13 protein-coding genes are annotated in these 14,559 nt (G+C 45.7%); 4 read left to right on the forward strand and 9 right to left on the reverse strand.

The window, feature by feature from the left end; all coding sequences use genetic code 11:
• Positions 1–48 precede the first annotated feature (48 nt).
• From ABID13_RS26980 to ABID13_RS26995, 4 genes are all read right to left on the reverse strand, one after another.
• Positions 49–1,419 (reverse strand): aspartate-alanine antiporter-like transporter, encoded by a 1,371-nt coding sequence (locus tag ABID13_RS26980; protein WP_007859378.1) that lies wholly within the window; start codon positions 1,417–1,419, stop codon positions 49–51.
• A gap of 21 nt (positions 1,420–1,440) precedes the next feature.
• Positions 1,441–2,448: an amidohydrolase family protein gene (locus ABID13_RS26985; RefSeq protein WP_007859379.1), complete on the reverse strand. Its 1,008-nt coding sequence runs from the start codon at positions 2,446–2,448 to the stop codon at positions 1,441–1,443.
• A gap of 314 nt (positions 2,449–2,762) precedes the next feature.
• Positions 2,763–3,098, reverse strand: a complete 336-nt coding sequence (locus ABID13_RS26990; RefSeq protein ID WP_007859380.1) for a GntR family transcriptional regulator — start codon at positions 3,096–3,098, stop codon at positions 2,763–2,765.
• Positions 3,070–4,005 (reverse strand): LysR family transcriptional regulator, encoded by a 936-nt coding sequence (locus ABID13_RS26995; protein WP_007859381.1) that lies wholly within the window; start codon positions 4,003–4,005, stop codon positions 3,070–3,072. Before ABID13_RS26995 ends, ABID13_RS26990 begins: the two co-directional genes overlap by 29 nt.
• 145 nt (positions 4,006–4,150) lie before the next feature.
• On the opposite strand from ABID13_RS26995, the gene sdaAB reads away from it, so the two are divergent.
• Both sdaAB and sdaAA read left to right on the forward strand, forming a co-directional pair.
• Positions 4,151–4,831 carry an L-serine ammonia-lyase, iron-sulfur-dependent subunit beta gene (gene sdaAB, locus ABID13_RS27000; protein ID WP_045093950.1) on the forward strand — a complete coding sequence of 227 codons (681 nt, stop codon included), beginning with the start codon at positions 4,151–4,153 and terminating at the stop codon, positions 4,829–4,831.
• Entirely contained in the window at positions 4,831–5,694 is an 864-nt protein-coding gene (gene sdaAA, locus ABID13_RS27005) for an L-serine ammonia-lyase, iron-sulfur-dependent, subunit alpha (protein WP_045093949.1), read from the forward strand. Before sdaAB ends, sdaAA begins: the two co-directional genes overlap by 1 nt.
• Before the next feature lie 162 nt (positions 5,695–5,856).
• Here the strand turns inward: sdaAA and dmpG are convergent, their stop codons facing one another.
• Genes dmpG through ilvD form a run of 4 tightly spaced genes read right to left on the reverse strand, consistent with a single transcriptional unit; the run spans position 5,857 to position 10,747 of the window.
• Positions 5,857–6,867 (reverse strand): 4-hydroxy-2-oxovalerate aldolase, encoded by a 1,011-nt coding sequence (gene dmpG, locus ABID13_RS27010; RefSeq protein WP_007859390.1) that lies wholly within the window; start codon positions 6,865–6,867, stop codon positions 5,857–5,859.
• 6 nt (positions 6,868–6,873) lie between these two features.
• The gene (locus ABID13_RS27015) at positions 6,874–7,746 is read right to left on the reverse strand and encodes an acetaldehyde dehydrogenase (acetylating) (protein WP_048930902.1); all 873 of its coding nucleotides are present in this window, start codon (positions 7,744–7,746) and stop codon (positions 6,874–6,876) included.
• A 17-nt stretch (positions 7,747–7,763) separates the two neighbouring features.
• Positions 7,764–9,038: a GntP family permease gene (locus ABID13_RS27020; RefSeq protein ID WP_048930901.1), complete on the reverse strand. Its 1,275-nt coding sequence runs from the start codon at positions 9,036–9,038 to the stop codon at positions 7,764–7,766.
• A gap of 29 nt (positions 9,039–9,067) precedes the next feature.
• Positions 9,068–10,747 carry a dihydroxy-acid dehydratase gene (gene ilvD, locus ABID13_RS27025; protein WP_048930900.1) on the reverse strand — a complete coding sequence of 560 codons (1,680 nt, stop codon included), beginning with the start codon at positions 10,745–10,747 and terminating at the stop codon, positions 9,068–9,070.
• A 208-nt stretch (positions 10,748–10,955) separates the two neighbouring features.
• On the opposite strand from ilvD, the gene ABID13_RS27030 reads away from it, so the two are divergent.
• Positions 10,956–11,729, forward strand: a complete 774-nt coding sequence (locus tag ABID13_RS27030; protein ID WP_007859397.1) for an IclR family transcriptional regulator — start codon at positions 10,956–10,958, stop codon at positions 11,727–11,729.
• Positions 11,730–12,068: 339 nt separating this feature from the next.
• Here ABID13_RS27030 and ABID13_RS27035 read toward each other — a convergent pair whose 3' ends face one another.
• Positions 12,069–13,262 carry an ATP-binding protein gene (locus ABID13_RS27035; RefSeq protein WP_048930899.1) on the reverse strand — a complete coding sequence of 398 codons (1,194 nt, stop codon included), beginning with the start codon at positions 13,260–13,262 and terminating at the stop codon, positions 12,069–12,071.
• Positions 13,263–13,792: 530 nt separating this feature from the next.
• Here ABID13_RS27035 and deoC point away from each other — a divergent pair.
• The gene (gene deoC / locus ABID13_RS27040) at positions 13,793–14,458 is read left to right on the forward strand and encodes a deoxyribose-phosphate aldolase (protein ID WP_007859399.1); all 666 of its coding nucleotides are present in this window, start codon (positions 13,793–13,795) and stop codon (positions 14,456–14,458) included.
• Positions 14,459–14,559: the final 101 nt, after the last annotated feature.

A 14,559-nucleotide genomic window follows, 5' to 3' on the forward strand; every position in this document is an offset into this window, starting at 1 on the left:
CCGAGAGCACACGTTTTTCCTATATACAAAAATCATTGTAACATACCTTTACAACATAATATTAAAAAATATAGTTGCAAGCAGAACATTTGCAAGGATTGCAAATGGCTGTGCGGCACCATATCCCGCAGTCGGTTCTTCTGAGCCAATGGAACTGATGGCAGCGCCAAGACCGGGAGCAGAGGTGCACCCGCCTGCGATTGCACCGCTCAAAATGATCCAGTTTAAACCAAATAATTTGCGGCCAATGAAAAAGCTTACAAGCACTGCGGTCATTTCCACAAAAATCGCTGCCACTGCAAGAGCCAGGCCGGAACCCATCAGGGATGTAACTACATCGTACCCATAGCGCAGACCGACTACTGCCATGAAAAATGTCAGCCCCATCTGGTACATGATTCCGAGAGCCTTGGAGTCCATCCTGAAATTCACGGGACCGATCTGGCCAATATAACTTAAGATCAGGGCTGCCAGAAGCACTCCGCCGGCTGCTCCCATTGAAAAACTGCCAAAGCTGCCCAGCGGGATCGTGATGCTCCCCACAATAATACCAATCACAGCAACGAGAGACATCACCATGAAGTTAAGTGGCGGCTCTTTGGCAGTCTTTCCACCCCCGGACACTTCGTTCATTTCTTTTTGATAATTTTCCTTTTCCCGCTCCATATCAATACGGAACAGTTTGGGGAGGGCCGAAAGCATGACAACGATGACCAATACTCCCATAGGAAATGCAACCGTATAGCCCAGGCTGATTGCGGATGAAGCAGCTTCCTTGTACGCTGCAATCTGTTCCTCGTTTAACGCTGCCGTATCTGTTCTTGACAGCGTGCCTGACGGGTCGATCTTCAGCAGCATTTTATCCTTATCTTCCTCCGATGCTTCTTTATAAAGAGTTCCATAATCAACATGCCCGGCTGCATCCAAAGCAGTTCCGTAGCCCGGGGTTGTTGTCATGGAACCGGCATACATTCCAATTGTCTCAAATGGTGTGATGGACTGATTAGAGGACAATACACTTCCATAGAGAACACATGCCACAAGCATGGATACAACCGGAATGGAAATGCCGATCACCACAAACTTCATTCCGTATTTTTTAAATATCGTCCCAATGCTGCTCCCCACCTTCAGCCCGATAGAAACCAAGAACAGCAATAGAAAAAAGGTAAAGAACACCTGCGCCACAACGCCTGTGGACAGAATCCTTTTCGCGTTCGCATATCCCACTCCGCCCTCTGAGACCGTATGAGCCCATCTGGTAGTCAGGTATCCGATGACAATCCCTGTAAATATGCCGCCGGACACTCCCAGAGAAAAACTTTTGATCTTGATCCTTCCAATCAAAAGCCCTGTTGCAATTGAAAGAAACATAAGAAAAAACTGATTCGTCAGAATCGAATTAACGGTTTTTAACATTTGTCAAACCCTCCCCCTATATTATACATGAAATATTCGTTTTGCATTGCCAAATAAAATGGCCGACTGATCTTCCGCCGAGAGATCCAGGCTGTCTATTGCCTTTAAAGTACGGTCAATATAACCCGGCCCTTGTTCCGGGTCAAAAGGCATATCGCTGGCAAACAGGACATGATCTTTTCCGAAAAACTCAATACCGCACCGTATGGCGGCAGCTGAACCAAAAGAAGCTGTATCTACATAAAATTTCTTAAAGGTATCCAGGGGATTGCCTTTCATCCTGGTCCTTGTAAGCTTTTCTTTCAGTTCCGGAGCGGTCCTTCCGCCATACATCTTTAACCCGTTTTCAATTCTCCCTTCCAACATGGGAATCATTGCGCCCACATGGTGCGTAACTATCTTTAAATTTGGGAAATCTTCAAAGATCCCTGCAAATGCGAGCCTGCTTATGGCAACTGTAGTCTGATACGGCCATCCAATCAGAAACCAAAGTTCATACTTTGACGCATCCTCCGCGGGAAATTCCGGTACTTTCTGCCCTCCCACCGGATGGATCAGTATGGGAAGATCTAACGTTTCACATATTTCATAAATAGGCCAGAATTTCTCCTGGTCGATTGCCTCTCCATTCATATGTGCATAAATCTGGACTCCTTTTGCCCCCATGTCTTTGCACCTTTTAATTTCCATGATAGAAGCTGCAACATTGTTAAATGGTATTCCTGCAATAAACCCCTCATAGCTTTCCGGATGTTCATCCGTGATTTTCTTGATCTCATCATTGCCAACCGCAGCAATCCCCGGCGACTGATCCGGGCCTGCAAACAGCTCCACGGGCGGTGACACAATATTGGGGATCTGTTTATATTCCGGAAATTTTGTTATGACGGTCTGACGATACTCCATATCAGACATGGCCCGCATCTTTAACGCTCTCAAAAACATATGTGACTTATTGGGCGATTCTTTCATCGCCAGCTCTGCATACCGCCTGGGCATAAGGTGACAGAATACATCGATTGACTTCATGTTGATTCTCCTTCTCCTGCACTTTCATCAATTCTGATAATGTATGGCCAACTATTATCATCTGTTTCACATGATAATGATACCATTTCCGGATATGGTATTTCTGGTAGAATCCTGTTACAAATATGCATTTTACTGTCATATTATCCGTTTTTATCCCATCTCACAACACGCAAAATGAGCCAGGTCCCAAAAGACCCGGCTCCCCGCACAAACCGATCACATTGCCTTTAAAACAGCCGTCAAAATAGAATCATACTTGTCCTCCGGCGTATCCGTACGGCTTGTCATGATCACCGCATTAGTTGTCCCGTTTAATGTCCCCGCACTGAGTAGTTAAAGTTTTTGTCCAGAGAGGAAAAGGTCCGTCTTGTCTCAGGGACAGGATCCGGCTTTGCCTCTGCCGGACTGTTTTTCACAAAGTATCCCCTGGGAGCTTTAGATGAGGCATACACCAGACCTTCCTGTATCAGCATTTCATAAGCCTTTTTAACCGTGTTGCGGTGGACCTGCAGTTTTTCCACCAGCTGGCGCTCCGAAGGCAGCTTAAATCCGTCCGCCAGCCGGCCTGACAGTATCTGATCCCTTATATTATTGCGCAGCTGTCTGTACAGCGGAGTGCTACTGCCCCGTTTTAACTGGATCTCCATAAATATCCCCTCCCCACGTTTTATCTTCTGAGACACCCCCAAGTCTTGAGATGAACACATCCATCTCCTGGGTCTTCCACTTACATCTGTGATAAAATATCTGCTGGTACATGATAACGTCCAGGTCCCGAACATCCAGCCGGATCAGCTCTCCCCTGCCAATGCTCTCCTCAACGGCAAAACCCGGAAGATAGGAAATCCCCCCATTCTCCTTTAGCATCTTAACGATAAAATCAGTATTGCTGATCTCCACGGAAGGGATCAGTTCCAATTCCTGTGTTTCCAGAAATGAATCCAGCTCTTTCCTGTAATTCTCGTTTTTTTCAGTGAGAAAAAATGGTTCTCCTATCATGTCCTTAAGGCAGATGCTTTTAGGGCGGTCTCCCCAATAGCACGGGGATGTGACAAATACAATGGATTCCCTCCGGTCCATGGCCTTGATCCAATTTTTATTATACCTGGCCCTGTCCAGAAGGTATATCAGATCCAGCTGGTTCTGCTCCAGCATCTCATAAAGTTTCCCAGGCGGCGCTGTTGTGACCTTGATCGGGACCCGGGGATGATTTGCCCTGAAATAGCCGAGCACGGGCGGCAGCTTTGCAAAGCATAAAGACTCCAGCGTACCGATGTGCAGCGGGTTCTTCAGGTCTGTCTCTTCCCTGACGCTCTCCTTTGCCTGGTTGATGTCCTGAAGGATCAGCTGGCTCTGCTCAAGAAAACGCTGTCCCTGGGCGGTCAGTGCGATCTTTCGGCCAAGACGGTCGAACAGTCTGGTATCAAGTTCTTCCTCCAGCAGCCGTATCTGCACCGTCACTGCGGACTGGGAATAACCTAAAAGCTCCGCGGTCTTTGAGAAACTTTCCAGACGGGCCGCCGTGACAAAGGTTTTTAACTGCCTGAATTCCACGTTTCTCCTCCTTTGTTATTAATTTCTTTCAATTATATCATAAAATCTATGAAATTGATTTATTTATTTTCCATGCTACAATAGGTACATAAAGTTGTCCCATGCGCACAAGACACTTCAATTTAATGAAAAAGAGGGGAAATTTATGTCTTTTATCAGTATCTTTGACGTTTTGGGTCCTAATATGGTGGGACCTTCCAGTTCCCACACCGCCGGAGCCTGCTCCATTGGCCTTATGGCCCGAAAATTGCTGGGCGAGCCGGCGCGGGAGGTGGAATTTATCCTTTACGGTTCTTTTGCAAAAACATATAAAGGCCATGGCACGGACCGTGCACTGCTTGGGGGGATCATGGGTTTTTCCACAGATGACGTACGCATCCCAAACGCATATGATCTGGCCGGCGAACAGAACATCACATGGACATTTACCCGCAATGAGATTGAGACGGAGCTCCACCCCAATACAGTGGACATCCATATGACCGGTGTCAGTGGAAAGACGGTTTCACTGAGAGGCGAGTCCATTGGCGGCGGGAAAATACGGATCGTGCGCATAAACGGCATTGAAGTGGATTTTTCAGGCGAATACAATACCCTGATCGTGGTCCACAGGGACTGTATTGGCATGGCTGCCCATATCACAAGCTGTTTAAGCAAAGGAAAGGTCAATATTGCTTTTATGAAACTCTTCCGGGAAGCCAGGGGGAACCGGGCTTACAGCATTGTGGAGTTTGACGGCTCGCTTCCGGAGGCCACACAGCAGAGGATCAAAGAGAATCAGGATGTTGAAAATGTCATGCTGATACAGATACGGGAGGTGGGATGATGGATTTTAAAAATGGAGCGGAGCTGATCCTGCTCTGCGATACATACGGGTGCCCTGTTTCTGAAATCATGAAACACAGGGAGTGCAGCCAGACAGATACCACCCGCGAAGCGCTGGACGAAAGGATGAAGCAGGTTCTCACTATCATGAAAAATGCGGCATCTGAGCCCATCCAAAGGCCGCGCCCTTCCATGGGCGGACTGATCGGCGGCGGAGCCGGGCTGGTGGAACGCCATCTGCGGGAAGGAAAATCCATTTGCGGCGGACTTCTTTCCAGGGCAATCTCTTATGCCATGGCTGTGCTGGAGATTAACAGTTCCATGGGACTGATCGTGGCAGCTCCCACAGCCGGCTCCTCAGGAGTGGTGCCCGGAGTCCTATTAGCCCTTTCAGAGGAACACGACCTCCCTGACAGCACCATCCTTCCGGCACTGTATAATGCCAGCGCCATTGGGTATCTCGCCATGCGGAATGCCACCGTGTCAGGAGCAGTGGGCGGCTGCCAGGCGGAGGTCGGAGTAGCCTCGGCCATGGCTGCCAGCGCGGCAGTGGAGCTTATGGGCGGCACCCCGGCCCAGTGCCTGGAAAGCGCCTCCACCGCACTGATGAACCTTCTGGGTCTGGTGTGCGATCCGGTTGGCGGACTGGTGGAATACCCCTGCCAGAACCGGAATGCCATTGGCGCAGCCAATGCCCTGACATCAGCAGAGCTGGCCCTAAGCGGTGTCCGGCAGTTGATCCCCTTTGATGAGATGCTGGCCGCAATGTACAATGTGGGGAGACGGCTCTCTCCGGATTTCAGGGAAACAGCCATGGGAGGATGCGCGGTCACACCTTCGGGATGTGCGGCATGCGGGGGGTGACGGGGGTAGGGAGCGGGCGGTTCTGTTAGAATTCAGTGGATACATGGCTTCATAGTCCCATGGTAAATCCCGGCCTTCCTCATACCGCCACCGCTTTCGGCATAAACCAGACAAACAGACGGCCGGTGTTCTTCCAGCCGTCTGTTTTATATTTTTATAAAATCAAAACCTGTTTTTTGATAATTCGTAAGCAACATCAACAATCATATCTTCCTGACCGCCCACCATGCCGCGGCGCCCTAATTCTATGAGAATATCTTTGATATCGATACCAAACTGTTTAGCAGCCCGGCGCGCATGGAGCAGGAAGCTGGAATAGACACCTGCATACCCCAGCATAAGGGAATCCGTACGGATTGCCTGCGGGCGATGCATCAGTGGCTCCACTGTTGTCTGAGCCACATTCATCATTTGATAAATATCCGCATGAATATCATAACCCATGCGGTTAAGAACCGCACATAACACTTCCATCTGGGTGTTTCCCGCACCGGCTCCCAGCCCCCTGCATGTTCCGTCAAGATACTCTGCTCCTGCCTCAAGAGCAGCCAGACTGTTCCCCATGGCCAATCCCATATTATTATGGGCATGAAATCCGATTGGAACACTGACCGATTCCTTTAAGGCTGCAATACGCCTGTGCACGTCATTTGGCAACATATATCCGGCAGAATCAGCCAAATTAATATAATCGACTCCCTCTGCTTCAAAAATTCTGGCCTGTTCCACAATCTTCTCAGGTTCTGCCATATGGGACATCATCAGAAATCCAACGACAAACAGGCCTTTACTTTTAGCATACCGTATATGCTGGACCGATACATCCGCTTCAGTAACATGAGTTGCCACCCTCACTGCGCCGATTCCTGTTTCCTCCGCCCGCTTTAAGTTCTCTATAGTGCCTACTCCAGGCAGCAGCAGCACTGTAAGTTTTGCATTTTTGATTACTTCCCCTGCCGCACGCAGCAGTGTAAGTTCATCCACAGCAGAAAATCCGTAGTTAATAGAGGAACCGCCAATTCCATCTCCATGGCTCAATTCTATGAAATCTACCCCTGCCCTATCTAATCCTTCTGCCACTGCTTTTACCTGGTCAACGGTAAAACTATGGCTTACGGCATGGCTGCCATCCCGCAAGGTTGTATCTATAAGCTTAACCTTTCTTCTGATCATACCATTTTACCTCTTTCCACCCAACAGCCTGCCTGCCACCTTTTCAGCTGTTGCCACAGCAGCCTGATTAATAATATCCAGATTCCCGGAATAGGCCGGAAGAAAATCGCCCGCACCTTCCACTTCCACAATAACCGTAACCTTATTTCCATCAAGGACCGGCGGCACCCGCAGGCGGTAGCCGGGAACATAACTTTTTACTTCCTTTACGATTGCTTCTACTGAGTCCTTTATCCTTGCCTCATCGGGATTCTTAACCAATGCATAGACTGTGTTAGTCATCATCAACGGAGGATTGGCCGGATTCAATACAATAATGGCCTTTCCTTTATCAGATCCCGCCACTATCTCCAATGCCTTGGATGTGGTCTCTGTAAATTCATCAATATTGGCCCTGGTACCTGGCCCTGCACTCTTTGAAGAAATTGCGGATACGATCTCGGTATATTCCGAATCAGCGACACGATTAATTGCATAAGCGATAGGAACCGTGGCCTGGCCTCCGCAGGTCACCATATTGAAATTATCCGTATCAAACAGAAGGCTGTCCATATTGACACACGGTACCACATAAGGACCAACCGCAGCCGGTGTCATATCCATAACGATCTTCCCTGCTTTCTTTAATATAGGGGCATTATGTAAATGTGCTTTTGCACTGGTTGCATCAAATACAATGCGGATTTCAGTATCTGCAGCTATTGCATCCACGCCCTCAATTGAAGTATCAAATCCCAGTCCTGCGGCCCGCCTGATCCCTTCTGATTCCACAATACCGGCCATCAGCTTCATTTCCAAGCTGCTGCTCTTCATGACCTTATACATTAAATCCGTTCCTATATTGCCCGGACCGATGATACCTACTTTAATTTTTTCCATGAAAATGCCTCCCAAAACTAAAATGTAAACCCTAATACACCATAGACAATCGTTGCCACCGCCGTCATGCCAAATCCGATCAGAGACTCATATGGAATGATCTTAAGCCTTTCCTTGATTGACATCTGCAGCGTTCCTGCACTGATATGGAAGAAACTCCCGTGAGGCAGACAGTCAAACACACAGCAGCCCGCATGAATCATTACAGCTGCCTGGACTGCAGTCACTCCAAATGAAAGGATGGTTGGACCGAAAACCTGGGATGCCACGGTAGCTCCTGCCACACAGGAAGCGGTGGCTCCACCCATAACAATGCCTGACAATGGCGCAAGGATATATCCAGGAAGCCCTGATACCTCAACAAGGCTAATGAGCGTATCCTTTAATCCGGAATTGGAAATGATACCCGATATGGTCCCTGTTCCCAGAAGCAGAAGCACAATGCCGCTCATCCTCTGAAGGCCTGTATTTGCATACTTCAGCATTTCTTTGGGCTGCCTGATGGCGATGGCTCCAATCACTCCTCCAATGGGCAGGGCTACAATGGGATCAATGGTAATTCCGCAGATCGGGCGAAGCATCAGCAGAATGATCGTGCAGAATGGTCCTGCCAGGGCACAGCCGATGGATGGAAGCTGCCTTGTCTCAGCAACCGTACGATTGGTAAGCTTTGTGGAATCCACCATTTCCCCCTTATTCTTAAGCATGACCATGAATATGTAGGTAAATGCAATTCCGGCCAAAGCAGGTATCATTCCTCCAAGCACCACAGAAGTCATGGGAATGCCCAAATTCTCAGCCAAGGCAATGGTATTGGGATTGGGCGAAATGATATTCCCGGCATGGATACCGCCGATCAGTGCAATGGATGCAGCTGCCTTGGAATATCTGGTGGAAAGTGCAATATCCAAAGCAATAGGAGCAACGATCACCACCACCACATCTCCAAACGTTCCCACTGCCTGAAGGACCCATGCAGACAGAATGATTGCCAAAAGTGCAAAGCGGCTGCCCATCTTTTTCACAATTGTATGAGCAATGGTTTCCGCTGATCCGGATTCGATCAGGAAACCGGCCAGCATTCCTGCCGCAATGATACGCAGGATCCCTGACGCCATACCGCTGCCGCCGGATACCATCAGACTGACTGTTTCCGTCAATCCTGCTCCTCCGATCATTCCGCCTGCCAATGCTCCCAGCATCATGCCGTATACGGGCGGAACCTTTAAAATGATCAATACAATCACTATAACAAGTCCGGCTACAGCGCCTAATGTACTTATTGTTGCCATAATATACCCCCATCTTATTATCTGTCTGATCAACACTGAATGATTGCACCTTTGTCTGCCGAAGATGCCACTTTGGAATAGAGTTTTAAATAGCCGTTGGGTATCTCTTTTTCCGGTTTTACCCAATGTTTTCTGCGCGCACTGATAATCTCATCAGAAACGTGAAGCTCAAGTTTTCCTTCTGCCACATCGATCATTATCTCATCCCCATCCTCCACAAGGGCCAAGGGACCGCCTTCTGCTGCCTCAGGTGAGATATGCCCCACAAAGCATCCATTATTTGTTCCCGAAAAACGTCCGTCCGTGATCAAAGCCGTATCCTTTGCAAGCCCCATGCCATACATATACTTCATAGCCTTAAACATCTCCCTCATGCCGGGGCCTCCCTTAGGTCCTTCATAACGGATGACTACTACCTCTCCCTTCTGGATCTCACCACTCAGAATGGCTGATTCCGCCTCCTCCTCCGAGTTATAACATCTGGCCTTCCCGGTAAAACGGTGAAGAGCCGGATCAATGGCACCCGGTTTGGAAATTGCCGTATCCGGTGCCAGGTTTCCCGACAATACGGCTACACCGCCTGTCCTGGAAAATGGTTCATCCACTGTCTTGATGATCTCACGGTTCTCCGGATACCAGTACACCTGATCTTTAAGGTTTTCGTCCACAGACTTTCCAGTACATGTGACTGCACTCCGGTCTATGATACTTCCCAAACGGTCCATCACCCGCGGAATGCCGCCTGCCCGGTAAAACGCTTCCATATCCCACTTTGCCGCCGGGTTTACCTTGGCAATCTGAGGCGTTGTAAGATTCAGCGTTCTAAACTCTTCCACCACATTCATATCCAATTTTGCCTCATTCGCAATGGCTGCAATATGCAAAACAGCATTCGTGGATCCACAGATCGCCATAGTAACCTTAATTGCATTACGTATGGACTCCTTTGTTATAACCTGTTTTGCTGTGATGTTGTTCATCACCAGATTCACAACAGCACGCCCGGCCTCAAAAGAAGACTTCAGGCGTTCCCCATAAGGAGCGGGTATCAAAGCACTTCCCGGCAGACTCATTCCCATTGCTTCCGATACGCAGCACATGGAATTAGCGGTTCCTAAAAAAGAACAGGATCCGCATCCGGGACAAGCCGTATTCTCCAGTGAACGGTACTCATCCTCTGTGATCTTCCCGGAACGGGTCATTCCTTTTGCCTCATCAATGGATGTCAAGTCTGACTTTCTTCCGTCAAACTCGATCCCCCCTAACATAGGGCCGCCGACACATACAATCGCAGGAATGTCAAGACGTGCGGCAGCCATCAACATGCCGGGAACGATCTTATCACAGGAAGCCAGCAAGACAATACCATCGAGCCTGTGAGCCTGTACCATGACCTCTATGGAATTACAGATGATTTCCCTTGACGGAAGTATATAATTCATACCTATATGCCCCTGTGCCACACCATCGCAGCATCCAATGGTGCCAAACTCTACTGCAGTTCCACCTGCACTGTAAATTCCTTTTTTAACAAATTCATTTACCTGGTTCAGGTTAAAATGTCCGGGAACACAGGTATTCCATGTATTGGCAATCCCTATAAGTGGTTTATGATCCAGTTCATAATCAGAATATCCCATGGATTTAAAAAGAGAGCGGTAAAAGGGACTGTCCTCGCCGTGCATGATTTCATTGCTTCTAAATTCCATTCTTATCCTCCTATTAAGTAAGCTTTAATTTGTTCTATATTATAGAACTTTATTCTATATTGTAATAATATCCTATTTTATTTTACACGTCAATAACAAATCAATACAAATTCCATACAAGTTTTTGTGTATTTTGTATAAGCAGAAAAAGAAAACGGTTGAAATATTCTAAGTAAAATGTTAAATTACTATTACGAGGAGGAATGTTATGGCAACAACAAAAATCATACAGTCTTTAGAGCGGGCCATGTCCATCTTAGAACTGTTCCAGAATAATGTGGTAGAATTAAGTTTAAAGGATATCTCTGAAAGGCTGGAATTAAATAAAAGTACTACCTTTGGCCTTGTAAACAGTCTGTCCTCCCTTGGGTATCTATTGCAAAATGAAGAGAATCAGAAGTATTGCCTGGGGCCTAAGATATTATCTCTATCCAATGCCCTAAAGATGAATAATGTCCTGATACGGATTGCACATCCTTTTCTTGAACAGCTCTCTCATAAATATCATGAAACAGTACACAGCGCTGTACAGTCTGATAACAGTGTCATTTATCTGGACAAAGTAGAATCGGATTCATCTATTTTTATCAACACTCAAATGGGTGTTAAAAACTACATGTATTGTACCGGTGTAGGAAAATGTCTTTTGTCCTATAAATCGGAAGCACAAATTGACCAGATTCTGTCTTTTCCACTTAAGGCTAAGACTTATAATACGATCACCCAGAGAGATGCGCTTTTACATGAACTGAAACTGAGCAGAGAGCGCGGATATTCTATGGACAATGAAGAGATAGAAATAGGCCTTACATGCATAGGTTTTCCGGTTTTCAAAAGCTTTGAGGAGCCTGGCTTTGCCATCAGTATTTCCGGGGCAACGGGCAGAATTCTGGACAAGCTTCAAAATACTGACCTGATACATGATATGCGGTTAGCTGCCGCGGCAATGTCGCGGCAAATTTATAATTACCAGGCCCATTAATGTATGTCTGGAGGTTTTATTCTCCGCAGATTCATCCAGTATCTAACGAAAGCCGCCATGTATGATCCGGTATCCTGTATCAGGATACCGGATATCCTTTTTTAGAAATAAAAAAATCCCCTAATCCAATATCCAGACCAGGGAATTCAAACAATATATCCTGTTTTATAGCTGGCTGATCTTCAGCCATTGGCTTTTTTTCCAATTTTTTTTAAAAAACCGCCATTCCATAAAAACCTTCCCTCCTCGGCGTAAAAACAGCATACATAGGACCCTTATCCTATTCAGCACAAAATCCTCCACAAACTCATATGTCTCATTAGTAATAGATATTTCTGTCTATTTCTTTAGAAGCCATTCCAAAACATTAATCTGCTTGATACCATTATAGGATGTCAGTGGCGTATAATCCATAGTAAGAAGATACTTGGGATTATGGTCTTTTATTGCATCCAGTGATGAAAGTTCCCGCTTTAGTGTCTGCTCTTCCAATACGGTCTGAGATACTTGATAATATTCTTCCCCTTCGGCGCCAATGGCAATAAAATCAACCTCAGCATCTCCAACTTTTCCTATATGAACTTCATAACCTCGTCTTATAAGTTCCAGGTAAACAATATTTTCTAAGATATGCCCCATGTCTGCCTGTTTCGTGCCTAATATAAAATAACGAAGCCCTATATCCGCTGCATAATATTTCGATCCTGTAACGAGATACTGCTTCCCTTTTATATCATATCTTCCTACCTTATATAGAATAAAACTGTCACAAAGAGCAGAAAGATAGTTTTCCACAGTAGGTACGCTGATTTTCCTCCCTGATGATGTCATTGCATTTGCAATCTTAGTGGCGGAACACATATTTCCAATGTTATCAAACATAAATTCCACCACGCTTTGAAGCATAGATGGATCAGATATTTTCTTTCTGGTAACAATATCTTTGAGCAAGATTGTATTGTAAATTCCCTCAAGATAAACTCTGATATCTTGTTTTCTTGCAAGTTCAAGCGTTCCTGGAAAAGAACTGTTTTGTAAATAATTCATATACAGTGCACCTGTATTTGTGTTTCCAGGATATGCTGATATATATTCCTTAAAAGAAAGAGGAAGCATTTTTATCTCAACATACCTGCCAGAGAGCAATGTGGCAAGTTCTCCGGAAAGCAGGAACGCATTAGACCCCGTAATATATAAATCTACATTTTTCTTTACATAAAGCCAGTCTACTGCTTCCTGGAAATTTTCAACTTGCTGTACTTCATCTAAAAATACATAGTTCTTATTGCTCTTTACCAGTTTACTTTCCACATATTGATATAGCTTTTCTGATGTGCGAATACCACGATAATCACCGTCCTCCAAATTAACGGTTATGATTTGTTCCTCTTCTACTCCATTCTCTTTTAAATAGGACTGATACAATTCAAATATCGTTGACTTACCGCAGCGGCGAATTCCAGTTATTACTTTTATTAGGTTTTTATCTTTAAAACTAATTAAACTTTCAAGATAATCATTTCGTTCAATCATTTGTTACACCTCCCTATAGTTTTTATAAACCAACAATAACATATCTTCTCATTTTTGTAAAGTTTGTAATAAACATTTTACAAAGTTCACCACTTTGTGAAATTTGTAAGATGTGTTATTATGCTATTTTCTCACTATTGTACGCAAGAAGCACCTTGCTGATGATTTTAATCCGAATGACAATTACAAAAGTATTTTTCCAGGCTGATGTAAATGGTGGGCCCAGTATAAAAAGAGAGAAAAAACGTCCGGCGGCTATCGAAGAACCGCTACCTTAACATATTGAAATCTTTGATGCAAAAAGTGGTACAAAGCGAAAGACAGGATTAACAAATGGAGTGATAAATGTATATAAATAATAGTGGAAATCTAAATAAAAAAATGGTAAAATTCAACAAGATACGCATGGAATATTGCCAAATAATTATAAAAGTTCCACAACTGGGAGGGGGTATTTCAAATTGACTTCCAACATACATGACCTTAGAATGAAGACGAAATAAAACAACAATCTCGAGGAGGAATAAGGCATGGATGTAACAAGAAACGATGTGGAACGGATGATCGATGCTTCCCTGGGTGCAACGCCGGCGCCTACCCTGGCACAGGTGGAGGAGTTTGTGCGAAAAACACTGAATTATAACTTTGCCACCACATTGACAGAACCATTTTTCATCCGGGGAAATGCAGACATACTTCACCAGGCAGGCAAGGAACTGGTCAGCGTAATCTCCTATCCCCTGGGCGGTATGACCCATGAAGCAAAACTATACCAGGCGAAACAGGCACTTAAGGACGGAGCGGATGAACTGGACATCTCCATGGATGTCAGCGCCTTTAAATCAGGCAGGTATGATTATGTCAAGGAAGATCTGAAGCCTTTTGTGGATATGATGGAAGGCAGAATCATGAAAATGATTTATTTTGCCAGTCTCTTAACCGAAGACGAACAGCTGCGGGCTGCCGAGATGGCAATTGAATTGGGAATTCCCTATCTTAAGACAAATACAGGCTTCGGGTTTGTCACCACCACAGATCAGGTAAAACTCATCAAAGACCACTACCATGATGCAATAAAGGTTATGACCTCTGGCGGCGTCAGGACCAAGGAAGATGCTATCGCCATGATAGAAGCTGGAGCAGAACGGATTGCAACCAGTTCCGCATTCAAAATTGTAGACAGCTTTCAGGATTGAAACGATGGTAGTGTCAAGTAATCTATGAAAAACGGAGTCTAAAAAATAGGCTCAACCGAACCTTGAAAATTGCAGATATTAATGGTTTTAAGACCTTGGGG

Origin of the sequence: Enterocloster citroniae (genome assembly GCF_040545455.1) — a bacterium.
Lineage (GTDB): Bacteria > Bacillota > Clostridia > Lachnospirales > Lachnospiraceae > Enterocloster > Enterocloster citroniae.

Coding starts and splice junctions, on each gene's coding strand:
- dmpG (WP_007859390.1), bottom strand. CDS start 6,867: ATGATCAGAAGAAAGGTTAAGCTTATAGATACAACCTTGCGGGATGGC.
- ABID13_RS26985 (WP_007859379.1), bottom strand. CDS start 2,448: ATGAAGTCAATCGATGTATTCTGTCACCTTATGCCCAGGCGGTATGCA.
- ABID13_RS26990 (WP_007859380.1), bottom strand. CDS start 3,098: ATGGAGATCCAGTTAAAACGGGGCAGTAGCACTCCGCTGTACAGACAG.
- sdaAA (WP_045093949.1), top strand. CDS start 4,831: ATGGATTTTAAAAATGGAGCGGAGCTGATCCTGCTCTGCGATACATAC.
- ABID13_RS27020 (WP_048930901.1), bottom strand. CDS start 9,038: ATGGCAACAATAAGTACATTAGGCGCTGTAGCCGGACTTGTTATAGTG.
- sdaAB (WP_045093950.1), top strand. CDS start 4,151: ATGTCTTTTATCAGTATCTTTGACGTTTTGGGTCCTAATATGGTGGGA.
- deoC (WP_007859399.1), top strand. CDS start 13,793: ATGGATGTAACAAGAAACGATGTGGAACGGATGATCGATGCTTCCCTG.
- ABID13_RS27015 (WP_048930902.1), bottom strand. CDS start 7,746: ATGGAAAAAATTAAAGTAGGTATCATCGGTCCGGGCAATATAGGAACG.
- ABID13_RS27030 (WP_007859397.1), top strand. CDS start 10,956: ATGGCAACAACAAAAATCATACAGTCTTTAGAGCGGGCCATGTCCATC.
- ABID13_RS26980 (WP_007859378.1), bottom strand. CDS start 1,419: ATGTTAAAAACCGTTAATTCGATTCTGACGAATCAGTTTTTTCTTATG.
- ilvD (WP_048930900.1), bottom strand. CDS start 10,747: ATGGAATTTAGAAGCAATGAAATCATGCACGGCGAGGACAGTCCCTTT.
- ABID13_RS27035 (WP_048930899.1), bottom strand. CDS start 13,262: ATGATTGAACGAAATGATTATCTTGAAAGTTTAATTAGTTTTAAAGAT.